The sequence below is a fragment of the Negadavirga shengliensis genome (assembly GCF_042652345.1).
Lineage (GTDB): Bacteria > Bacteroidota > Bacteroidia > Cytophagales > Cyclobacteriaceae > Negadavirga > Negadavirga shengliensis.
Genome location: NZ_JBHSJJ010000007.1, coordinates 138855 through 161983, shown reverse-complemented (window position 1 = coordinate 161983; position 23129 = coordinate 138855). Strand labels below are relative to the sequence as shown.

The window sequence follows — 23129 nt, the reverse complement described above, 5'->3', positions numbered from 1 at the left end:
CAAATCAGGATTTGAGTAATATTTTAAACGGAAATTTGTGCCCGGCTGGCGATGTACGCCTTGGGCGACATGCCGGTGTGGTTTTTAAAAGACCGTTGAAAAGTAGCCTGTGAGTTGAAGCCTGACTCAAAGGCAATTCCCGAAATGGTGAGGTGACCGTTTTGGGGCTCAAGCAGCCGTCTTTTGACCTCTTCAATCCTGTAGGTGTTGACGAACTCATTAAAACTCTGTTTCAAATGACCATTTAAAACAGCAGAGATCATTTTAGGAGTGATCTGCGTGTGTTCCGCCAGCTTCTTTACGTTAAGGGTCGCATCCAGATACAGTTTGTCCTTTTTCATGGCATGCTCTATCCGGTTGGTGTACAACAACATATCTTCGGAAGATAGGTTGTTTAAATAGGAAGAAGCAGGTTTTTGGAAATTGACATAGATGACCTTTGTCCTATAATAGCTTGCCAGGGCTATCCAATAAATGAAAAATACAAGCAGGATTTCTATGGCATAGAAATGAGGGCCATATTCAATATCAAAAACCATGGGGGACAGCACGGTGACAACCCAGGTCACACAAAAAACCGCACACCCTTTCAGGAATAGTTTTAACCATTTGGCATTTATTTCTTCCCGGTTGCGGTTCAATACCGGGCAATGGAGATGCAGTTCCCTAAAGGTCAGGCCCAGATAAAAGCAAAACACCAGCACACTTAAAGGTTCGGCTATGATTACATCCCACCCGTCCAGATCCATGGGGCTCAGCCACCCGGTGCCCTCACCCCATAAAAGAGCATAAATAATAAGGGAAATCCGCATGACAACGCGTATGATAAGCGGCAGAAAATAAATACGCACATCGGTGGAAGGAATCTTATTCTGATGGACAATGCTTTTTATATAGAGGTATAGACTTGGCCCCAATCCAAATATCAACATAAAATGAAAACAGTTGAAAAACAGGTCTATGTAGGGATCATTGATTCCAGAACTCCAGCTCAAGGTTTCAAAGCCATTATAGGCCAGAATCAGCATGAAAAACCCCAGGTAATTTTTTCCTCTCAGGTTTTCCTGTTTTGAAAAAAATAAAAACAAACTGAAAACCAATCCCTGACAGGCCCCGAGCAATACAAGAAGACTGAAAATATCCAAGTTCAATTTCATGATGGCGGAACATTAAGGTTGCCCGGGTATTACATGAGGGCTTTGAGCATCAGCAGACATCATTGATTACAAATATAAAAAAACAAAAGGATGTTTTTGAATACCAAATTATTTTTTTAGTTTTAACAGATACTGATAAGAGGGCAGGAAAACACCGAAGGAACATTTGGATATTGACTTCAGGTACAAAGGAGGGAGATTGTTTGCCACGCGCAACATCAAATTACCCCATGTGGCTTTTTATTTCTACGATATATTGAATGACATGCAGTGGCATGAAAATATTTATAACGCTTACTTATATCTTTGAACCATGACACCTTTTCGTTTGGTCATCGCTTTTTTTGTGGTCGCGATCATTGGCTTTGCCCTGATACCCAAACTCTCCGTGGATCTGAATCCAAGGGAGCGGGAGCCCGTGCTGAATATTTCCTATGGTGTTTCCAGTGCTTCTCCGGAATTGGTGGAGAAACTGGCCACTTCACCACTTGAAGGAGCGTTTTCCCAACTGGCCGAATTAAAAAAAATAACCTCTGTATCCAATTATGACAGGGGAGAGATACAACTGCGTTTTGACAAGCACACGGATATAGAATATAAAAAGTTTGAAGTGGCGTCACTGGTCCGCCAGGTATACCCCTCGCTTGACCAAAAGGTCAGTTACCCCAATGTCACCCAATCGGCACAACGCAATGTCAATGAGAAAACCCCTATTCTTACTTATAGCATCAATGGGCCTTTCGCCTCTTTCGAGATCAAGAAAATAACGGAAGACGTACTCCGCTCTGCCCTGACCCGGATTGAGGAGATAGAGGAAATGCAGGTGAGGGGAGCGAATGACCTTCGCCTTTTTGTGACGTATGACATCAAAAAATTACAGGCGCTCAAATTGTCCCGTTCGGTTTTGGAGTCGAGACTTAACAGCGCTTTTGGGAAAAACTATCCCGGCTTGGTGATGAATGTTTCCGGTGAGTCCCTTTTTCTGGAGGTTGACAGGTCCCTGAACGCGTTGGATCAACTGGAGAATCTTTTGATAGGAAGAATTGAAGGGAAGGATATCTATCTGAGGGATGTGGCCGACCTGACCCTGGAAGAGGCTGAAGCGGAAAGTTATTACCGGATCAACGGCAATAATTCCGTTACCTTGACGATTTTCAACCGGGAGGGCGTCAACAAGGTTTTACTGGCCAAGACGATTAAAAAAAAGGTGGAAGACAGCCGGGAGCTATTGCCTGCCGGATTTGACGTACGTCTTGAATATGATGATACCTTGTTTCTGGAAACTGAATTAAAAAAGATTTATAAACGCTCCGGCCTGTCTGTGGTCATACTGGTTTTGTTTATTTTTATAATGAACAGAAACCTCCGTTATCTTGTCACGCTGTTTTTAGGGATTGTCGTAAACATCAGCATCACTGCCATCATTCTCTATATGTTGCGGGTAGATATTCACCTGTATTCACTGGCTGGGCTGACGATCTCTTTTGGGTTGATCGTGGACAATGCCATCATCATGATTGACCACCTGCACAAGCACAAAAACAGGAAGGTTTTCCTGGCATTGCTTGCCGCTTCCCTGACGACTATAGCTGCTTTGTTGATGGTTTTTTTGCTGCCGGAGGAAGACAGAAAAAACCTGGGCGAGTTTTCGGTTGTGGTGGCGGTCATGCTGGGAGTATCCTTATTGGTGGCTTTGTTTTTTACCCCTGCCATGTACCGCCTGCTTTTTGGGGAAAGAGCGGTGGAGGGAAGAAAATTGGGTTTTGGCCAGCTTAAAAGGCGGGCCAAGGCCTTTGGTCTTTTCCATAAAACCATAGCTTTTACAGCCAACTATAGGAAGGTGTTTATATTCGCCCTGTTGCTTTTGTTTGGCCTGCCGGTATTTTATTTGCCTTCAAAATGGGAAGGGAAGGAGTGGTACAACCAAACCATTGGAAGCACCTATTACCAGGAGGAGATAAGGCCGTATGTCGACAAGGCTTTAGGGGGATCCATGCGGATGTTTGTAAGAGGGGTTTTTGAAAAATCCTCTTACCGGGAGGCCGAGCGTACCCGTCTGTATGTCAACGCGAGGCTGCCTTTTGGAAATACGCTCGAGCAGATGGATTTCATCATCAGGGAGTTTGAGGCGTATCTGAAGGGTGTGGAGGGCGTGGACAAATTTGTCACTACCGTAAGATCAGGGCAGTCGGCCAGCATAGAAATTACCTTCAAGGAAGCCTATGAAAAATCGGCTTTGCCTTATCAGCTGAAGGGGAAGCTGGCCATGAAATCGACAGACTGGAGCGGGGTAAGGTGGACCATCTACGGGGTGGGCCAGGGTTTTTTTACGGGCCCCGGGGGAGAGGGGATACCTTCCTTCAGAGCCGAACTAAGAGGTTATAACTTTACGGAACTGGAAAAACAGGCCGAAATCCTGGCTGCAAAACTGTTGGAGCACCGCAGGATTCAGGAGGTCAATACCAACGAGCGGCTGAGTTATAATGAGCAAAAAACCGATGAGTACGTGTTGCGTCTTGATCAGGCTAAACTATCCTTGAATGGAGCCAATCAGTATCAAGTGGTAAACGCCCTCAACGATGTGTCCAAACACCAGAACGCTTCCCTGTTTCTGAATGTGGATGAAAAGCGCTACGGCGTGGTCATCCGTGAGAAGAATGCGGACCGTTTTTCCAAATTTGACCTTGAAAATGCCAGTTTGATTTCCGGAGAGGACAAGATCTTCAAGGTGGCCGGTTTTGGCAACCTTCAAAAGGAAACCACCACCAATGCCTTACACAAAGAGAACAGGCAGTATATCCGGATGGTCTCTTTTGAATATATGGGGTCAGCCAAGTTTGGCGGGGAGTTTCTGGATCAGGTGTTGGATGAGATGAAGGCGACCATGCCCATCGGTTACAGCGCTTCCAAGCAGACTTACTCCTGGGATTTCAACAGGGCCAAGAGGCAGTACAGTCTTTTATTGGTTCTTATTGTGGGTATATTTTTTATCTGCTCGATCCTTTTTGAGAACTTCAAACAACCTTTGTACATCATCTTCATTATTCCCATTTCCTTCATCGGCCTGTTTTTGATTTTTTCCCTTTTTGATTTTTATTTTGATCAGGGAGGGTATGCCGCTTTTGTGATGTTAGGCGGCTTGGCTGTGAATGCCGCCATCTTCATCGTCAACGACCTTAATAACCGCCGGACAGGAACTTATAATAGGAATGTGCTGAAAGCAGTGGCAGGGAAAGCCACCCCGATTTTGCTGACCATACTTTCCACTTGTTTTGGATTGATCCCCTTCGTTATGGAGGGGCAAAATGAGATTTTCTGGTTTTCCCTTGCCATTGGAACGATTGGGGGCCTGATGTTCAGCATGGTGGGGGTCTTTTTGGCCCTGCCGGTTTTTTTATGGAAAAAAAGCAAACTACCACGCTGATCATACGTTGTTATTGAGGTTGATTTTAACCTGATTAAAGATGAATAGATTCCTGTTTGCCGGTGCTGTAGTGATAACCATGGCATTTTATGCCTGTAAATCGAACGATAAAGAAGAGGACAAGGGGCCCCTGTCCAAGATAGCGCTGGAGTTGGTGGATAGTTTGGTCGTGGACGAATTCAGTCCATTGGTGATGGACGATTTTATGGAAGAGGAGGGTCTTTTTTTGCTGCGCGGTACCAAATCCCGGAAGCCTTATTTGGTAAACAACAAAGGGGATATCGTGAAAATATTTGAGGTCTTGAACGAAGGACCGGATGGTCTGGGCTCAAGCGGTGCTTTTGGCTACCGGTTTTTGGATAAGAACAGGTGGGTGGCTCAGGGGCTTTTCAATGGGTTTCATCTTTATGATATGAGAGGCAAAAAGGAAAAAGTCATCCCGCCTAATAATTTGGGGGTTTTTGCGATGACTGTCTACACATTTAGGACTACCTTTAATCCCTATGTCAAAGATGGTGTACCCTATATGATAGGAGAGGAACAAAATCTTTATAACCCAAAAGAGATCAGCGGAACAGAATTGGGTGCAGGTTTTTACGAAAAGGTGAAGACACTATATAGGTACCGACTGGATAACGAGGAACATGAATTGCTGGAGACTTATCCTGAAAGTTGGGGTCCCAGAAGAAATGAACGCTTTGTAGGGGCGAGTCATCCTATGGTGGCGTACCATAAAAGTAAGGGAGAAATGGCAGTTCTGCCGGTGATGGGCAACGAACTGTTTGTTTATGATTTTTCGGCGGAACAGCCCGTCATGAAGCACCAGGTAAACCTGACCCACCCGTATCGCCCGGCGGAGGCCCCCCAAATAGAGGCCGGTTCCCGTGAGTATTTTTCCGATTACCCGTCTTTTACTGAGTTGAGGTATTGTGGGGAAAAAATATTGGTAGGATTCCATACCAGGATACCGGTGGATGTGGTCAAACAACTTCGGGCACAATCAGAACAGTACTACAACATGCCAGAATACAAAGAAGCAGAAGCCCAATATATCAAAACTTATTTTTTGGTAGTGGAGAATGGCGAACAAATAGGTGTTTTGGATAAATTCCCGGTGCCGGGAAGGCTGGATTTTACCGATGAGAAGGGATTCCTGTACGTCAACGATAATGTTGATCCGGCCACAGAGAGGGATTACAATGTTTTCTACAAGATAAGGATCAGGAAGTAGGATAAAAGCAAGGGAGTTTGGGAGAATATCCAAGTTACAGTCCATAAAATCATTGGAAAGCATCACCATGGAAATTACCGATACCTATGGTTTTGCAGGAGGTGTTTTTGTACTCTAAGTGTCAGATCTTCTATAAAACAATGCCGATTCGGAACTTCTTTTATGGTATTTTATCATTAATTTACTAAGATTGCCAGAAACTTATTTTGCACAAGATGTTAGCCATTTGATGGAAACGGTATATATAAAAAACATGGTATGTCCACGCTGTATCATGGCGGTAAGGCAGGTTTTGGACCAAGTGGGCCTTTCTTATTCAAGAATCGAGTTGGGGAGCGTGGTTTTGGATACGCAGCCCGATAAGGAAACATTGAGAACTTTGGAGGAAAGCTTGCTCCCCTTGGGATTTGAACTGGTAAAAACCAGAGAAATGAAACTCGTGGAAAGCATTAAAAATACCCTTGTTTCACTTGTAAGTTCAGAAGACGCGGCATCTTCGGTGAATATTTCTGATTTAATTTCAGAACGTACGGGCGAGGATTACACCAAACTGAGTAATCTGTTCAGCAGTATTCAAGGCATTACGATAGAGCGTTATTTTATCCTTTTAAAGATTGAGAAAGTAAAGGAATGGCTGAGTTATGGGGATTATAATATCAGTGAATCCGCCTGGAAACTGGGATACAGCAGCATCCAGCATCTGTCATCACAATTCAAGAAAGTTACGGGGATGACCCCCAGCCAATACAAAAAACTGAGCCTTAAACCCCGTAAATCATTGGATGAATTATGATTTTTACGGCGTTCAATTTAGTGAAATCAAAACAATCGGATGCCGAGTGAGAGTATCAGTTGGTTCTGTCTTTGGTCAGTGGCTAGTCCAGCAATGCTTTCGGCATGTTTTCCCAAAGCCCCTTCATATTTTAAATCCAATATCATGTTGGCGATATCAAGGCCGATGCCAGCCTGGTATCCCAAGGTAGCATTGTTGTAATCCGGGACCGCTCCATTTTGCGTGTCACTATGAAAATCGGAATTGATGATAAAAGTCATCACAGGACCGGCCTGCAACCTGAAGACATTGGCAAATTTGTATCCTGCCATTACCGGAACATCCAGCCTGTTAAAACTTGCTGTGTAGGTTATGTTGTCGTTTCCCTGCTGACTTTCAAATTCTCCGCCTGTGTTGGTGTAAAGCACTTCCGGCTGGAGAAAAATCCTGTTTCCCCCCAACCTTGCAAATAAACCCAAATGGTAACCCAATTTGTCATTGCCGCTGACGTAATCGGTTCCGTTTACGCTGATATTTCCCTGGGACAAGCCCAGTTTAGGCCCTACGGAGAACTCTTGGGCATTCACATGAATGCTTGTCAACAAGGACAAAATAAATATCGAAGCGCCGATGATTGCTCTGATTTTCATAATGTATGTGTTTGTGGTTTTTTCGTAAAACAATTTCCGGTCTCTATGCCGTGGTGAATTCTTGTGAGTTATAACGTTATAACAACGCTATGGGTTGATGTTTTAGCTTATCGTGTCAATAACTTTGCCAATAATAAACATTTAATGCCAAACATAAGAAGCATATTTGGATTTTAGGTGTTCAACGGCTATTTTGTGAAAAAACAATTACATTCCGGACGGCATATATCTAAATGATTAATTTCCAAAAAAACAATTAAGTTTGTGAAGAAACTTTATTTTTGTGAAGTACTTGATTATGGCTTATATTTATGCCCACTAGAATTTTACATCTTTGACGTCCAAAAGGCAGTATATATTAGATTTAGTTTTTGAACAGGATTAAAGTATATAAATAAATTTCCATGATAGAAGTAATAAAATTCCCAAGTGTATTGGAAAGTAGCAACCTTGAGCTCAGAAATGTTGCTAGGGACTTGGTTTCCGGACTTAAAATATATCATGATAATGCAGGATATCTAGTCGGCGACTTGGCGTTGTCGGAAGGAACCTCACCTCACCGGATCATCAACAGTTCTCCTGACGAAGCAGACTACAGGATATTTTTAAAAACCGGATTGCTGCTTGCTTCCCAAAAACTGGGTAGCCCCCTTACCGTCACTACCGGGTTTCCTTTTTCAACTTTTCAGGTCTTTAAGGAAAACGCCTACAGGCTTTTGGAGAACGAACATATCATAGAATACGATACCCATACCTTTGGTGGAGGGGGTAGGAAAAAAATGGCAGTGGAAGTTGACCGCGTGGCGGTTGTTCCAGAGGTGGTGGGGTGTAGCATGGCAGTTAGACAGCTTTTTTCTGATGCACCTAAAAACTTTTTCATGATCAGCTTGGGATATGGCACCATGGAAGCCATTCTAAGTACAGAAGGGGGGCTGGTCCAGCGGTCCAGCGTGTCTACTTTTGGCTTGAGATATGCCATCAACCTGATCACCCGGGAGCTTCAAAAGGACAATTATTTGGATCTTAAGACCGAGCACCAGATTGATCAATATTTCACTGAAGGTACAATTATCCTGAACAGAAGGCGTTTGGATTTAAGGGAGCTTCGAAAGCAGGTGATTGCCCAATATTACAACGATGTGATATCCCCGTCTTTAAGAAATGCCTTTTCGGATAGGGATTTTGCCAAATCCGCTGACCTGTATTTGGCAGGAGGTGGGGCTAATTATCCGGAACTGGTTAATCTCTTCAAAGATGAATTTGATGGTCTTTTGAACATCCATGTGCCGGAAACACCGGAACAGATGGCCTCAATAGGCTACTGTTTTAATAGCCTTGCTATAAACGGCGGAGCCAAGGATAAAGCCGTAGGGTTGGATTTGGGCAACAGTTCTACGATTTTGACCACTTTTAAACAAGAAAGGGAGGAATAATCTCATGAGATTTGGATCCAGCAAACAGCGGAACGAAGAGGCGAATGCCAGTAAAGTGACGGTTTTGTCACTTGGTTTCGAGCTTACCGGTGATATCATATCGAAAAGTGATATCAGAGCAGATGGCATATTGGTAGGCAGCATCCGCACCGACAAGAAAGTGGTGGTCGGGGAAAAGGCTTCAATTACCGGCGATATTATCGCTGATGAGATCAGCATCAGCGGAGAAGTGGTGGGGGATCTTTATATCTATGGAGATACGACCATTTATGCGTCGGCTAAGGTTTCCGGGAATATCATTACTAACCAGATTTATATCCATAAGGGCGCCATCATGAACAGTGGTATAAAAACTGTGGATAAAGAAGCGGTGAAAGAAGCATCCAAGTCCAGTAAAATCAATTCTGTCAGCAGAGATGAACTGTATTCTCTATTGGACGATAAAACATCTGCAAAAAAAGAAGCTCAGGTAAAATCCATTACTGACACCAAAGTCGAAGAAAAGACCCGTGGGGAAGAACCTCCAAAAAATTATCCCAGAGCTTGGTAAGTTGCTGTTGCACACCATAATCCACGGCAACTGAGGGATATTCAAGTTGCTTCCTTTTTTTATTGATGGGCATGGCCATGCAGATAATGCTGCCTTAGCACGTCTGTAGCAAAATCGTTGCTGAGATCCCGTATGACCGTGTGTACATGGTTGGCATTGTTTTGCACATTATCATATTCAATAATAAAAGTGGGGCCTTGTATTCGGTAGTAGTGGGGATGGCCCAGTTGGTTTTGCTGGCTGCCTGCCCAGGCAAAGGACAATTCTTCCAAACCGTTTTTCTGGATGTCCTCCATCATTTTATGGGCAAATTCAGCAGTATAATGACCAAGATAAACATCCAGTAGCTTTCTGAACACAGCTTGCTGTTGTGGGGTCAGCTCATGATAAAATATTCCTCTAGGTTCCAGAATTGAGGCTTCCCGATCATTTCCCGTGATGATGTCAGAAGGTGCCTCATCGGAGAATTTGGCTTTAGCCAGTTGATTTTTATCCAAAGATCGAAGTAATTCAAAACCCAACTTTGTTTCTTGTTCCAAAACTTGTTTGCCTTTATGAATACCGGATGGCACGATGGCAGGATTTGATCCATAGAAAGTAGGAGTGGAGGAAATGATGGTCCCGCGCCCGGAAGAAAAATTGAGGGACAAGTGATGGCCTTCCAGCCTCCATCCCCATTCTTTTTCTGAAGAAGGCTGGCCAAAAATGGTGAAATGATAGTTTAATGGATCCCGATAGGTGTCGTTTTTTGGCCGGTTTTCTATGTCCCTCAGGACATTTTCCAGTTCAAAAATCGCTGTGGCTTTTTCAAAACCCTGCTTTCCGAGAGAGGCCTTCATCAAATTAATGGCAGCTTCTTTTTGTTCCTCGTTGAAATCATGAAAAGTGGGGCCTTTTCTGTCCCGCGGGATGAAATGCCAGTTAAACCGCTCCGAATGGTCGAAGGGGAATGCCGCGCTCTTTTTTAAATCATCCGTCAAAGTGCTGAGAAAATGGCTGGCTTGCTCCGAAAGATCCTGCCCTATAGCAGTAAATGGGGTGAACAATAACAACCACATGCAGCATTTTATAGCTAATCGCAAAAGTCTGGGTTCGGTTTTCATGGGCTTAGGGTTAAAGGGAGTTTAATTTCGGTCGGGATAATACGTGTAGCGAATCAATTTCTATTCCAATAGATTTTTAGGTTGTTGGTGGCTCTTCCGGCAGCAATAATATCGGGTTTGCCGTCCCCGTTGAGATCCGCAACCTGTAGATCTTCGCAAGCCATTCCGTCTTTATCGATCCAGATGCTGTCCCATTCACCGTTTTGTTGGGGAATGAAGATTTTCACACCCAGTTCGCCTGCCTCATTGGGTTCTCTCCAGCCGACGACAATCTGGTCTTTTCCCAATCCCAAAACATCGGCTGCTGCCAGGCCGTGTCCCTGTTGCATTTGGTCGGTAAGGACCTGTCGGTCCAATTGGTTTTTTGCAAATGTTTTTCCCCTCGGGATGTAGGTGGTTAGCATATTACCATGGAGGGGTTCTATGCCGGCTAGAAACCGGGATCCGGATGCGGTTTTGCCAAACCTTAGTTCACCAAACCCATGCGCTTCTACAGCCCATTCCCCATCTGGATGGGGTGACCAGTTTCCATTTTGAAAAGAAAGCACCTTTACTCCTTCTTTACCACCGATGTAAAGTGTTTCCCCATCACCTTCGCTGACCACATCCAAATTGTGGGTCAGGTGCATGGACTGGTCTATTACCCAGTGTTCCCATTTATCTTCAGGGTTTTTGGGCTTTTCATAAGCTATTACCTTTACGCCTTCTCCTTCCCCGCCTTTGTTGCCACGGCCGTGCAGTGGCAACATGATCAAATGGTATTTGTCGCCCGTAGCCTTGGCCCAGCGCATTCTATGGACAGTCGGCTCATGATGCAAGGCCACAGGCTTCCATTTTTGGGTCGGGTCTTCCGGGCGGATGAGATAATGAACAGATCCGGATCGATTCTCGTCCGATGTTTCGCCCGGGTTCCATTGTGCGCCAACGGCTACTTCCACCCTTCCATCTCCATTGATATCACGGGCAGCAATACAGACATTGTCATGTTCAGTGAGGTTATCCACCATGACGAATCTTTTCCAGTCGCCGTTCCGGTACCAGACAAATTCCTTTTTGTCCGCCAAAAGGATGTCAGGCCTACCGTCTCCATCCACATCGCCAATGGCGATACCATATCCTATGGCCACATCGCTGTCTATGGTTTGAGTTTCAAAAACTGGTTTTCTTTCTGTTGAGGCTAATAAAAGAATCAGGAAAATCCAATGCGTCATGGTTATGATCGGTTTTTTTAAGTTCTTTAAATATAGTGAATTAGCGGCTTATTCCGAAGCAAATCGAACCGAATCCGTCACATTCTGATTTGTTTATCCTTCAATACGCTTGATGACCTCGTGTATAATGGCTGTCATTTTAGGTTCTGCTATGGCTGCGGCGGCAAGTACTTCCTGGATGGAAATCTTCTTGATGTTTGCCGGAGAACAAAGGTCTGTTATAGCAGATACCGCAAACACTTTCATACCACAATGTGCTGCGACAATTACCTCTGGAATGGTACTCATGCCCACCGCGTCGGCGCCTATCGTCCGCAGGTACCTGTATTCTGCTTTCGTTTCCAAATTAGGACCCTGAACGCCGGCATATACGCCGGTATTTATGGGGATATTTTTTCCCCTGCCTGCTTTTATAGCCGTTTTAATCAGTTGGGTATCATAGGGTTCACTCATATCAGGGAACCGTACACCAAATTCCTCCAGATTGGAACCCCGGAGTGGGTTTTCGGGAAACAGGTCAATGTGATCCTCTATGATCATCACGTCCCCGATCTGAAAATCGGGATTGAGCCCGCCCGCCGCATTGGAAACGATCAGATGATGGATCCCCAGCATTTTCATTACCCTTATCGGAAAAGTAACCTCTTTCATGCTGTACCCTTCATAATAATGAAACCGGCCTTGCATGGCAAGTACCGTTTTTCCATCCACTTCACCCAGGATTAATTTACCATAATGTGACTCTACGGTGGAGATGGGGAAAAAAGGGATATCGCTATAGCTTATTTCTTTGATGATTTCGATATCATTGAGTAATTTTCCCAGACCTGTCCCTAATATGATGCCTGTATGGACTGGTGATGAAATGCTGTTTCTGATGTATTGAACAGCACTGGCGATTTTTTCATGGTAAGTTAACGTGGGCTCTTTTAACATGCTTTACAGATGTTTGTTTTGAATAACGAGGATTAAATATAGGCAATCAGAAACTTTATACGGATAAGGATTGTATTTTAAATGTTCAAATGATCGATCACCTTTCTATAATTCATGATAAAGATAATTGTCAGCACAAACAGGAAAAATGCGGTATCAGAAAAAATAGCCTTGCTTTACCAGGAAATATTGGAATCCATGGGAGAAGCTTCAGAAATTATTAACCTCAGTGATTTACCCAATGATTTTGTTTTTACTGCTCTTTACGAGTTAAGCGGGAAGAACGAGGAATTCAACAAGATACACACGCAGGTCAAATCAGGAGAAAAATATGTTTTCATTGTGCCTGAGTATAACGGATCTTTTCCCGGAATTCTCAAATCATTTATAGACGGAATGACCTATCCAAACAGTTTCAGGAATAAAAAGTGCGCGTTGGTGGGGCTTTCCTCAGGTGTCGGGGGTGGGAGCATTGCGCTCAGCCACCTTACCGATATTTTTAATTACCTGGGAATGCATGTTCTTGCCCATAAGCCAAAACTGGCCAAAATAGAGGAAAATATGTCCGGTAATCTGCTCACCAACAGATTATATATCAGCTTATTGAAAGAACAGGCACAATTGTTACTTCAGTTTTGACTTTTAATCCACGTTGTCGTGCAAGAACCTGTTGTTGCTGATGATTTCATTGTCATCATTAAGGTTGAATTTTGAAAGGCTTCTTTCCGAACTATGTTGTACCTCGTGTAATTGCACCTTCTTTCTCTGATAAGCAGGGACCTCCAGCTTTTCTTTGAACTCCTCGGGCGTCTGGTTGACAGATCTCATCTGGCGGAGCTTTTCAAAGCGTTCATGCGCCCTTTTCATGGCTTTTTCCTTGATCTGTTCAAAATAATCATTTTGATAGGTGTTTTGTTTTTCCTGCTCTTTATGACCGGCAGGTTGGTTTTCCGGCTTGTCAAAAAGGGTGAGGACCTTTTTTGGTTCCGATTTGGGCTCGGGGGTGACATATTCGAAGTTATCGTCCTCATCCACCTGTCTCTTGTCGTTCCTCACCTTTTCTTCTTCATTTGAGACGGGGGCAGGTGCTTCATTTTTATTCACGCCGGAAAAACTTTCCGGCTCGGTATTGTTTTTAGGAGCCTGCACGGTAAAAGTAATGGTCTGACCCGGATTTTTTCCTTCATCTTCTTCTATTTTGGATGTTTTCCCGGATTCCAGATGGATCAGTTTTTTACTGTTGTCCTCTTCTTTGTTTTGTTTTTTTCCGAAGGTTTTGTCTGTAAGGGAATCTGTTTCAAAACCGGTGGCAATAACCGTTACACGGATGCCTTTTTTAAGGTCCGGGTCAATTCCCTGTCCAAAGATCACATCAGCCATATCACCGGCTCTGTCCTGGATGTATTCCGTGATCTCCACAAGCTCATCCATGGACAGTTCTTCGTCCTCACCGGACATGATAGACAGGAGGATTTTCTGTGCCCCTTTGATGTCCACGTTGTTGAGCAGTGGCGAGGAAATGGCTTTTTCAGCCGCTTTGATTGCCCTGTCCTCCCCTTCTTCCGTCGCGGAGCCCATTACTGCCGCACCGGCATCTTTCATGACTGTTTTGACGTCTTCAAAATCCACGTTGACATCCTGGTGAACGGTGATGATTTCAGCAATTGATTTGGCAGCCGTACTCAGGATGTTGTCCGCTTTTCCAAAGGCTTGCCGGATAGGCAGATTTCCATAAATTTCTCTCAACTTATCGTTAAGAATAACCAGCACCGTGTCACAGTTGGCTCTTAAGGATTCTATTCCATCCTGGGCCGACATGGTTTTTTTCCTGCCTTCAAATATGAAAGGAGCCGTTACAATGCCAACGGTCAATATGTCCATGTCCTTGGCGATCTTGGCAATGACTGGCGCGGCACCTGTACCGGTGCCACCTCCCATACCGGCGGTGATGAATACCATTTTGGTATTGTCCGAAAGCAGGTCCCTGATTTCTTCTTTGCTTTCCAGTGCGGCATTTTTGCCTTTCTCCGGGTTAGCCCCAGCGCCAAGGCCCTCGGTAAGGTTGGCTCCGATCTGTAACTTAAGCGGAACCGGGCTGCTTTTCAGCGCTTGCGAGTCCGTATTGGCTACCACAAACTCCACGTCTTTGATACCTTGGTTAAACATGTGGTTCACCGCATTGGAACCTCCTCCACCTACTCCGATCACCTTGATGATGGATTTGTGGTTTTTGGGAATATCAAACTTGTAATCTCTCATGATTTCTGACATTTTTCCTCTATTTTAATTGGTGATGATGCTGTTTTTTGGTGAATATTGTCTGAGACTTTTGGGTCAATAATCTCCTGTTTCATCACCGATGTCATCGGTAATGAAATTTTTCAATTTCCTGGTAATGGATCCGAAAATATCCTTTGTAAGATGCTCCTGCCGGGCAGTGCGTTTTCCGATGGTGTTTTGTATGCTTTCTTTTGCTCTATAGATATCATCCCTTTCATCAAGGGCCTTAAAGCCTGCCAGCACCAAGCCAACTGTAGTAGCATACATAGGGCTCTTTACATCTTCGATCTTTGATTTACCCAAATGTTCATTCGGATAACCTATCCGGGTATCCAAACCGGTGAGGTATTCAAAAAGCGGGCTGACGCCGTTCAGCAGTGAACCCCCGCCGGTCAGCACAATGCCTCCCGCAAGTTTGTTGTATACCCCGCTTGCCACGATTTCGGACTGGACCATTTCTATGATCTCTTCCATTCTCGCCTGGATGATGGAAGCCAGGTTTCTCACCGATATTTCTTTCGGGGGTCTGTTTCTCAGTCCGGGTATAGAAACAATTTCATTGGGGTTGGCTTCTTCTGCAATGGCTTTTCCAAATTTGGTTTTTAAAAGCTCCGCCTGGTGCTGCATGACCATGCATCCCTCTTTTATATCCGCCGTAATGATGTTGCCGCCAAAGGGAATCACCGCGGTATGCCTGATGATGTTGTCATAAAAGATGGCTACGTCAGTGGTGCCGCCGCCTATATCTACCAAACAAACCCCCGCTTCCTTGTCCAGGTCACTCAACACGGAAAGGGAACTGGCCAAGGGTTCCAATATCAATGCTTTGGATTGAAGGCTGGCCCGTTTAACGCAACGGTCGATGTTGTTGATGGCCGCCGACTGCGCGGTAATGATATGGAAATCTGCTTCCAATCTCGCGCCTGACATGCCGACCGGATCGCGGATGCCGTCCTCATAATCTACCGTATAATCTTGAGGCATCACGTGGATGATGCTGTTCCCGGGAGGAACCACAATGTTTTCCATGTCGTTTGCCAATCTTCTGACATCCTCCACGGTGATTTCGTCATCTTTGGTGTTACGAATGATGACCCCGTGGTGGATGGAACTCCGGATATGCTGTCCGGCTATGCCGACGATCACCTCCCCGATATCCACATTGGACATTTCAGAGGCATCGTTAACGGCTTTCTGTATGGCATTGACGGTTTTGTCGATATTGGTCACTATACCCCGGATGACCCCATCCGACACCGCTTTTCCCATACCCAATACCTCCAGTTTACCATATTCATTTTTTCTGCCGATGACGGCACATATCTTGGTGGTTCCGATGTCCAATCCAACGATGAGATTTTCATTTTCCATAGCGCTAACAATTATTCACAAACGATTTGACCCTTAAATTTCACATTTACCCTGCTATAGGTATTCCACCCCTTTTGGGGTAATATTTCTTTATAATAAATATTGATCCTGCTGAATTTATCTTCTATTTCTTCAGGTTTTCCGAACTCGATGGTTTGCTTGCCTACTTGCTGGTAAAGGATAAGATCTCCATTACCGAGCACTTCCACGGCACTGATCTGGGCATTCCAAAATTTATCTTTATGGATGTACCGGATAAGCTCCAATAATCCCGGATAGCTTTCAGAGAGGTCACCTGCCTGTAGCAATTCACCTGTTTTGACACCTTCTATTGTCATTACCCGGGAGGTATAATGCGGTGAAGTAGGAAGTACTTTGCCTTCCGTACTGATGTATCCGTCGGCAGCCATGGGCCTTACTATTCTCGCCATGGGAACATGTTGGGATACTTTCACTATGATTTTTCCCTTCAGGTCCGTAAAAACTTCTGCATTTTTCACAAACGGATGGCTTTCTACTTTTTTCTCCAGGTCGTGAAGCGAGATCCCCTCCAGCATCTGTTTGTTGCCAAGCACGGGGAACTCGTTTTCCAATAGTTTGATCACATCTTTTTCTTCCACGAAATAGACATCGCTGATCCCTTCCACATAGACCTCCAGCCCGGTAAAAGGCTTGTCTGCCGCTTTATGTTCGATAAAACCGATGAAAACCAGTAAAATCAAAGCCAAAAGCACAAAAATGGCCTGTTTTTTAATCTTCCATCTTTTACCTTTTTCCATCTTTGATCCAATTTTCGATTTGTGGAACCATTCTATCGATATCACCGGCACCTATGGTCACCAAAACCTCCGGTTGTGACTTTTCCAGATAAGGAATGAGTACCTCTTTTGACAAGACCATCTTTGTTTTGGAGCTGATTTTTTCGAGCAGCATACCTGACTCCACACCTGGAATTGGCAGTTCCCTGGCTGGATAGATTTCCAAAAGCAAAACCTCATCCGCAAGGGAAAGGCTTTCTGAAAAACCCGCGGCAAAGTCCCTCGTGCGGGTAAACAAATGGGGCTGAAATACAGCCGTCAGCTTTTTCTCCGGATACATGGCCTTTACGGACCGTAAAAAAGCCGTGATTTCCTCGGGGTGGTGCGCATAATCATCTATGAAAACCAGGTCTTTGCCCTGATGGATGATCTCAAACCTTCTTTTTACCCCTTTATAAGAGGCTATCCCATTCCGGATATCGCTCTCCGAGAGCCCATAATGCCTGGCAACGGCAATGGCCGCAACCGCGTTTTCTATGTTGTGGAATCCGGGTACATGAAGTTTCAAGGCCTTCATCGTGACATTTTCATCGATATAATCAAAAGAGAAGGCCGATATCCCGGCTTGTATGTTTTGCGTTTTGATTTGGGTACCCTCAAGACCATAACATAAGATGGCGGTATCGCCAAAATCGTTCCCCTTGAGTTTTTCGAAAGCGTTTTCTTGAATAAAAACCAGCCCTCCTTTTTCGGTGAGTGCTATGAATTGCCTGAAGCCTTCGATAAGGTGTTGACTGTCACCATAAATGTCAAGGTGATCGGCATCCATACTGGTCACCACGCTGACATTGGGATGCAGATGAAGGAAGGAACGGTCAAATTCATCTGCCTCCACCACCACAATAGGGGCTTCATGGCTCCCCTCGTCATGTAGGATGAAGTTGTTGTTGTAATTCTGGGTAAGACCTCCCAGGAAAGCAGCCGTGTTTTTACCCGAGCTTTTTAATAAATGGGCTATTATGGAAGAAGTGGTGGTTTTGCCATGGGTACCTGCCACCGCAACGGTTTCCATATTGCGGGTTATGATCCCCAAAACCTCAGCTCTTTTTTTCAGGTTGAATCCCTTGTTTCTAAAGTACCGGAGCAAGTCACTGTTTTGGGGAATCGCAGGAGTCCAAACAACCAATTTTTCCTGCGAGGTGCTTTTAAATACCTCGGGCAATTGTGAAGGCTCATCCGTATAGATGATCTCCATTCCCTCATTTTCAAGCGTGTGGGTGAGAGGAGAAGGGGTCTTGTCATAACCATATACAGCTATTCCAAGATGGTTAAACCATCTGGCGATGGCACTCATGCCAATTCCTCCTATACCCAGGAAGTAGACGCTATGTAGGGATTCTAACCTCATCTGATGATACTTTCCATTACTTTGACAATTTCTTTCGCGGCATCCGGTTTTGCCAGTTCGAGAATATGCCGGCCTAATTCTTCCTGTTTTTGATGATCTTCCATAATATCCTGTATCACAACTGCTAAATTTTCCACCGCCTCATCATCCGGAAGTAGTATGGCCGCTTCTTTGGATACATAGGCCATGGCGTTTTTAGTCTGGTGGTCCTCTGCTACATTGGGAGAAGGAATGAATACCACCGGCTTGCCAACGAGACTGAGTTCGGAGACGGAAAGCGCGCCGGCCCTGGACACCACAATATCTGCTGCTGCGTAGGCCAAGTCCATTTCCTTGATGAATTCGAGAGGAAATATTCCTTCGATTTCAGCATGCCTTACTTTTTCCTCCATTTCTTCATAATAGAATTTTCCGGTTTGCCAGAGTACCTGATATCCTTTTTCGGATAAAGTAGGCATGGCGCCCAGCACTGCCTGGTTGATGGTTCGGGCACCCAGGCTTCCTCCCAATACCAATACCACCGGTTTTCCAGTTTGAAGACCAAAGTGTTTCAATCCCAAACCCTTTTTCCCTTCAAGGTGAAGAATGTCTTTTCTCACAGGGTTTCCGGTATAGTGAAGCCGGTCGGCCGGAAAGAATTCATCCATTCCCAGGTAAGCTACACATATCGCTTTTGCGTTTTTTGCAAGGAGTTTATTGGTGATACCCGCATAGGAATTTTGTTCCTGGATCACGGTGGGGATTCCTTTTCTTTGGGCAGAGAAAAGCACGGGCCCGCTGGCATAGCCGCCTACGCCGACCACGAGATGGGGATTGAAGTTTTTTAACAGCTTGCGGGACTTATGCAGACTGTCAAGTACCTTGAACGGGAAACTGAGGTTTTTTATGCTCAATTTTCGTTGGATTCCTGCAATTCTCAGGCCTTCAATTCTGTACCCAGCCTCAGGAACCTTCTGCATTTCCATTTTGCCTTTTGCTCCTACGAATAGAATTTCACTTTCCGGGTACTTTTCAGTCCAGGCATTGGCGATGGCAATGGCAGGGTAAACATGTCCCCCGGTTCCGCCGCCGCTGATGATCAGTCGATATGTCTCTTTACTTTCTGTCACTATTTAACTAAGCTACTTTAGCCATTTTGCGTACTGTTTTTACTTCCGTTGGAAATGCATCTTCATGGTCTCCTCTGCTGATGCTTAGGATGATCCCCAAAGAGATTCCTGTGAATATTAAGGAGGTCCCACCCATACTGATCATGGGCAGGGGCAGCCCCGTAATCGGAATGAGCCCTACCGCCACGGCCATATTGATCATGGCCTGTATGACCAGGGCAAAACTGAGTCCTGCGGAAAGAAGCCCCCCAAAGGGCCTGGTGGATATGGCAACCACCCTCATGCCCCTGTAGAGCAAAGCCAAGTAAAGAAAGAGGACCGCTCCTCCGCCTATCAGGCCGTATTCTTCTATAATGATGGCATAGATAAAATCCGAATAGGGGTGTGGCAATACATTTCTCTGCTCACTTTTACCGGGGCCTTTGCCCGTGATCCCGCCGGTGGCGATGGCGATATAGGAATGTTGTGCCTGATAAGGGATCTCCTGCTCCTCCTTGCTGAGAAATTTTTCAATTCTGTAGAAGAATACCCCGCCGCGCTGTCCCATAAAGATCGCCGTGGATAAAGCAAAAGCCCCCACCATGCATACAATCAATAAGTATTTCATTGGCACGCGGCCTATAAACATCAACAACAGGCAAGTAGCCAACAACATAACAGCAGTGGACATGTTGGCTATACCGATCAACAGGCAAATGATGCCAATCCAAATAATGATGGGGACAAATGTTCCCTGAAAATCCTTGATGCTGCGCTGTCTTTTGGCCAGCATTCCCGCTACCGCTGCGATGAGAGCCAGTTTAGCCAGGTCCGATGGCTGAAATGCCTGATTGATTATAGGAATAGTAATCCATCTGCTGGCTTCGTTGATGGTGGACCCGAAGAGGTAAGTGATGAAGAGCAACGGTATGCTAACCCATAAGGCAAACAGACTCAGTTTAGAGAAATACTTGTAGGGGATGTTATGTACCGCCCACATCACCACTAAGCTGACCAGCACCAGAGTGCCGTGTTTAATGAGATAAGCTTCCGTGTTTCCCCCCATCTTCCTATAAGCAAGTGATCCGGTGGCAGAGTATACTACCAGGATGCTGATAATGGACAGGAGAATGACAATCCCCCAAATAATGGGGTCGCCTTTTAAATTGTTGTCCAACCATTCCTTCAACTTTACCATTTACTGCTTTCTTTTAGTTCTTCAACTGCGGCTTTAAATTGGTTTCCCCTGTCCTCGTAATTTTTGAACAGGTCAAAACTGGCACATGCCGGGGATAACAACACCACATCCCCCGGTTTTCCCAGCTTCAGTGATTGGCCGACAGCCTCGGCCATTTTTTCTGTTTCAATGATTTCGGGAACCAAGCCTTCAAATGCTGCTTTCAATTTTTTATTGTCTTTTCCCAAGCAGACCAAGGCCTTTACGCGCCCTTTAACTATCGGGAACAGAACAGTATAATCATTTCCCTTATCGATTCCCCCCGCGATCCATATGATCGGCTGGCTGAACGTGGCCAAGGCATAGGCTGTGGCATCCACATTGGTGCCCTTGCTGTCATTGATAAAGCTGATACCGTGGATTTCCCCGGAAAATTCCAGCCTGTGGGGAGCATTTTTAAAACTGCGCAACCCTTTTCCTATTCCGTCTTTCTTACCTCCTGCCAGTTTAACAGCCAGGATGGCACACAGGCTATTGATCATATTGTGCCTCCCTTTTAAAGCCATTTCTTCGGCGTTCCAGGACCAGCGTTCCCCATCCGCATCCAAGTGAACTGCTTTATCATCAAAATAGAAACCGCTGCTTTCTTTTTGATCACTGTGTATGGCATATTTTTTTGGTACGCCTTTCATCTTCTCAAGACCGCTCTTGAGGTAGTCATCTTCGCCGAAATAAATGAAATGTCCCTTTTCATCCATGTTGTCGGTGAGCCGCATTTTGGTGGCGATGTATTCGTCCAGGTTTTGCTGATATCTATCCAAATGATCCGGCGTAATGTTCAACAAGACCGCAATTTTGGGTTTGAATGCCCGAAAGCCCTCTATCTGAAAACTGCTCACTTCAAGTACCCACCAGTCATGATCTTCGCTAACCAGTTGCCCGGCCCAACTTTGCCCTACATTACCTGCCAACCCCACATCAAGGTCTGTGGATTTCATTAAGTGGTAAGTGAGCAGGCTCGTCGTGGTTTTGCCGTTGGTGCCTGTGATGGCGATTATCCTGCCTCTGGTGTATCGGGAGGCAAATTCCAGTTCATCGATTACAGGAATCCCTGCTTTGACGATTTCCTGGATTGCCGGGTGGCTGTATGCTATTCCTGGGCTTTTTATGACTTCCTCTGCCTGCAACAGCTTTTCCAAACTGTGCCCTTGCTCTTCATAGTGGATTCCTTTTTGGGATAAAACCGCTTTTCTTTCATCCGAAATATTCCCGGCATCTGAGACAAACACCTCATGGGCTTTAGCATGTGCCAATAGGGCTGCTCCAAACCCGCTTTCACCCGCTCCTATGATCGCTATTTTCTTCATTTATCTCAGTTTCAAAGTAGCCAAAGCCATGATTGCAAACAGGATTCCCAGGATCCAAAACCTTACCGTGATTTTGGCTTCAGGAATGTTTTTCAATTGATAATGATGATGCAATGGAGACATCAAAAAGACCCTTTGGCCTTCACCGTATTTCTTCTTCGTGTATTTAAAGTAGCTGACCTGAATAATGACAGATAACAGTTCTATGAGAAATATCCCGCATAAGACAGGAAGCAATAATTCTTTTCTCAATGTGAGGGAAAGTACTGCAATAACGCCTCCTATCATCAGGCTTCCGGTATCCCCCATAAAAACCTGTGCGGGATAGGCATTGTACCAGAGAAAGCCCACGCAGGCTCCGACAAAAGCCGAACAGAAAATCACCAGCTCGCCCGAGTTGGGAATGAACATCACATTGAGGTATTGCGAAAAAATAGCATTACCACTGATATAAGCATATATGGCAATCGTAAGGCCTATGATGGCCGAAGTACCCGCTGCCAAACCATCGATGCCGTCAGTAATATTGGCGCCATTGGAGACGGCAGTTACGACGAAAATCACCAGGATGATGTACAGCAGGGGCGTTACATTTTCGCCAAGAAAACCCAGAACGACGTCATAATTCAGTTCATTGTTTTTGACGAATGGAATCGTGGTTTTCATTGATTTCACGTCCTGAAAAACGGGTGCATCTACAATGCCTTCTTCAATGGAAACCGCAGTTTGGAATTCCCTGATGACCACGTCTTCGTGGAAATACAGGGTAGTGCCCACGATGATCCCAATGGTTATCTGACCCACAATTTTGAACCTTCCGGCCAGGCCTTCTTTGTTTTTCCGGAATACTTTAATGTAGTCGTCCAGAAACCCGATTCCTCCCAGCCACAATGTGGTTACCAGAAGCAAAATGATATAAACATTATAAATATTGGCAAACAAGAGGGTCGGTACCACGATGGCAGCGATGATCATTAACCCTCCCATGGTAGGGGTGCCTTTTTTCTCCAGTTGACCCTTTAAGCCTAACTCCCGCACGGTTTCGCCGATGGATTTTTTCCTGATCCAGTTGATGATGGTTTCCCCAAAAGTGATGGTGATGATCAGGGAAAATAAAGCCGCCATTCCCGCTCTAAAGGAAATATACCTGAATACTCCCGCACCGGGGAAATCAAAAACGTTGTCGATATAATCAAAAAGATGGTATAACATG

At 45.0% G+C, this 23129-nt stretch carries 19 protein-coding genes; 6 read left to right on the top strand and 13 right to left on the bottom strand.

What is annotated here, in order from left to right; genetic code table 11:
- Positions 1-23: 23 nt before the first annotated feature.
- Complete coding sequence (locus ACFPFU_RS13760; RefSeq protein WP_377065343.1) at positions 24-1157, bottom strand: helix-turn-helix domain-containing protein; 1134 nt, start codon at positions 1155-1157, stop codon at positions 24-26.
- 313 nt (positions 1158-1470) lie between these two features.
- On the opposite strand from ACFPFU_RS13760, the gene ACFPFU_RS13755 reads away from it, so the two are divergent.
- The 3 genes from ACFPFU_RS13755 (at position 1471) to ACFPFU_RS13745 (ending at position 6605) form a co-directional block, all read left to right on the top strand.
- Positions 1471-4581 (top strand): efflux RND transporter permease subunit, encoded by a 3111-nt coding sequence (locus ACFPFU_RS13755; protein WP_377065342.1) that lies wholly within the window; start codon positions 1471-1473, stop codon positions 4579-4581.
- Between the two features lie 40 nt (positions 4582-4621).
- Positions 4622-5812, top strand: a complete 1191-nt coding sequence (locus ACFPFU_RS13750; protein WP_377065341.1) for a hypothetical protein — start codon at positions 4622-4624, stop codon at positions 5810-5812.
- A gap of 229 nt (positions 5813-6041) precedes the next feature.
- Positions 6042-6605, top strand: coding sequence for a helix-turn-helix domain-containing protein (locus ACFPFU_RS13745; RefSeq protein WP_377065340.1), 564 nt, complete (start codon positions 6042-6044; stop codon positions 6603-6605).
- Positions 6606-6631: 26 nt separating this feature from the next.
- On the opposite strand, the gene ACFPFU_RS13740 is transcribed toward ACFPFU_RS13745, so the two are convergent.
- Positions 6632-7234 carry a porin family protein gene (locus ACFPFU_RS13740; protein ID WP_377065339.1) on the bottom strand — a complete coding sequence of 201 codons (603 nt, stop codon included), beginning with the start codon at positions 7232-7234 and terminating at the stop codon, positions 6632-6634.
- 404 nt (positions 7235-7638) lie between these two features.
- On the opposite strand from ACFPFU_RS13740, the gene ACFPFU_RS13735 reads away from it, so the two are divergent.
- Entirely contained in the window at positions 7639-8667 is a 1029-nt protein-coding gene (locus tag ACFPFU_RS13735; protein WP_377065338.1) for a ParM/StbA family protein, read from the top strand.
- A 4-nt stretch (positions 8668-8671) separates the two neighbouring features.
- Entirely contained in the window at positions 8672-9217 is a 546-nt protein-coding gene (locus ACFPFU_RS13730) for a bactofilin family protein (RefSeq protein WP_377065337.1), read from the top strand.
- A gap of 59 nt (positions 9218-9276) precedes the next feature.
- Here ACFPFU_RS13730 and ACFPFU_RS13725 read toward each other — a convergent pair whose 3' ends face one another.
- The 3 genes from ACFPFU_RS13725 to ACFPFU_RS13715 all read right to left on the bottom strand — a co-directional run bounded on the left by ACFPFU_RS13725 (position 9277) and on the right by ACFPFU_RS13715 (position 12467).
- A complete protein-coding gene (locus ACFPFU_RS13725) occupies positions 9277-10275 on the bottom strand; it encodes a DUF3500 domain-containing protein (protein ID WP_377065336.1) in 999 nt (332 codons plus the stop codon).
- A 98-nt stretch (positions 10276-10373) separates the two neighbouring features.
- Positions 10374-11531: an FG-GAP repeat domain-containing protein gene (locus ACFPFU_RS13720; RefSeq protein WP_377065335.1), complete on the bottom strand. Its 1158-nt coding sequence runs from the start codon at positions 11529-11531 to the stop codon at positions 10374-10376.
- A 93-nt stretch (positions 11532-11624) separates the two neighbouring features.
- Entirely contained in the window at positions 11625-12467 is an 843-nt protein-coding gene (locus ACFPFU_RS13715) for a purine-nucleoside phosphorylase (protein ID WP_377065334.1), read from the bottom strand.
- A 114-nt stretch (positions 12468-12581) separates the two neighbouring features.
- On the opposite strand from ACFPFU_RS13715, the gene ACFPFU_RS13710 reads away from it, so the two are divergent.
- Positions 12582-13106, top strand: coding sequence for an NADPH-dependent FMN reductase (locus tag ACFPFU_RS13710; RefSeq protein WP_377065333.1), 525 nt, complete (start codon positions 12582-12584; stop codon positions 13104-13106).
- A 3-nt stretch (positions 13107-13109) separates the two neighbouring features.
- Here the strand turns inward: ACFPFU_RS13710 and ftsZ are convergent, their stop codons facing one another.
- From ftsZ to mraY, 8 genes are all read right to left on the bottom strand, one after another.
- The gene (gene ftsZ, locus ACFPFU_RS13705) at positions 13110-14726 is read right to left on the bottom strand and encodes a cell division protein FtsZ (RefSeq protein WP_377065332.1); all 1617 of its coding nucleotides are present in this window, start codon (positions 14724-14726) and stop codon (positions 13110-13112) included.
- Positions 14727-14801: 75 nt separating this feature from the next.
- Complete coding sequence (ftsA, locus tag ACFPFU_RS13700) at positions 14802-16118, bottom strand: cell division protein FtsA (protein WP_377065331.1); 1317 nt, start codon at positions 16116-16118, stop codon at positions 14802-14804.
- 11 nt (positions 16119-16129) lie between these two features.
- Positions 16130-16897 carry a cell division protein FtsQ/DivIB gene (locus ACFPFU_RS13695; protein WP_377065330.1) on the bottom strand — a complete coding sequence of 256 codons (768 nt, stop codon included), beginning with the start codon at positions 16895-16897 and terminating at the stop codon, positions 16130-16132.
- A complete protein-coding gene (murC, locus tag ACFPFU_RS13690) occupies positions 16884-18284 on the bottom strand; it encodes a UDP-N-acetylmuramate--L-alanine ligase (RefSeq protein ID WP_377065329.1) in 1401 nt (466 codons plus the stop codon). The genes ACFPFU_RS13695 and murC overlap by 14 nt, the downstream gene beginning before the upstream one ends.
- Entirely contained in the window at positions 18281-19393 is a 1113-nt protein-coding gene (murG, locus tag ACFPFU_RS13685) for an undecaprenyldiphospho-muramoylpentapeptide beta-N-acetylglucosaminyltransferase (protein ID WP_377065328.1), read from the bottom strand. Before murG ends, murC begins: the two co-directional genes overlap by 4 nt.
- A gap of 7 nt (positions 19394-19400) precedes the next feature.
- Complete coding sequence (locus ACFPFU_RS13680) at positions 19401-20570, bottom strand: FtsW/RodA/SpoVE family cell cycle protein (RefSeq protein WP_377065327.1); 1170 nt, start codon at positions 20568-20570, stop codon at positions 19401-19403.
- Entirely contained in the window at positions 20564-21916 is a 1353-nt protein-coding gene (gene murD / locus ACFPFU_RS13675; RefSeq protein ID WP_377065326.1) for a UDP-N-acetylmuramoyl-L-alanine--D-glutamate ligase, read from the bottom strand. Before murD ends, ACFPFU_RS13680 begins: the two co-directional genes overlap by 7 nt.
- Positions 21917-23128, bottom strand: a complete 1212-nt coding sequence (mraY, locus tag ACFPFU_RS13670; protein ID WP_377065325.1) for a phospho-N-acetylmuramoyl-pentapeptide-transferase — start codon at positions 23126-23128, stop codon at positions 21917-21919.
- Position 23129 lies beyond the last annotated feature (1 nt).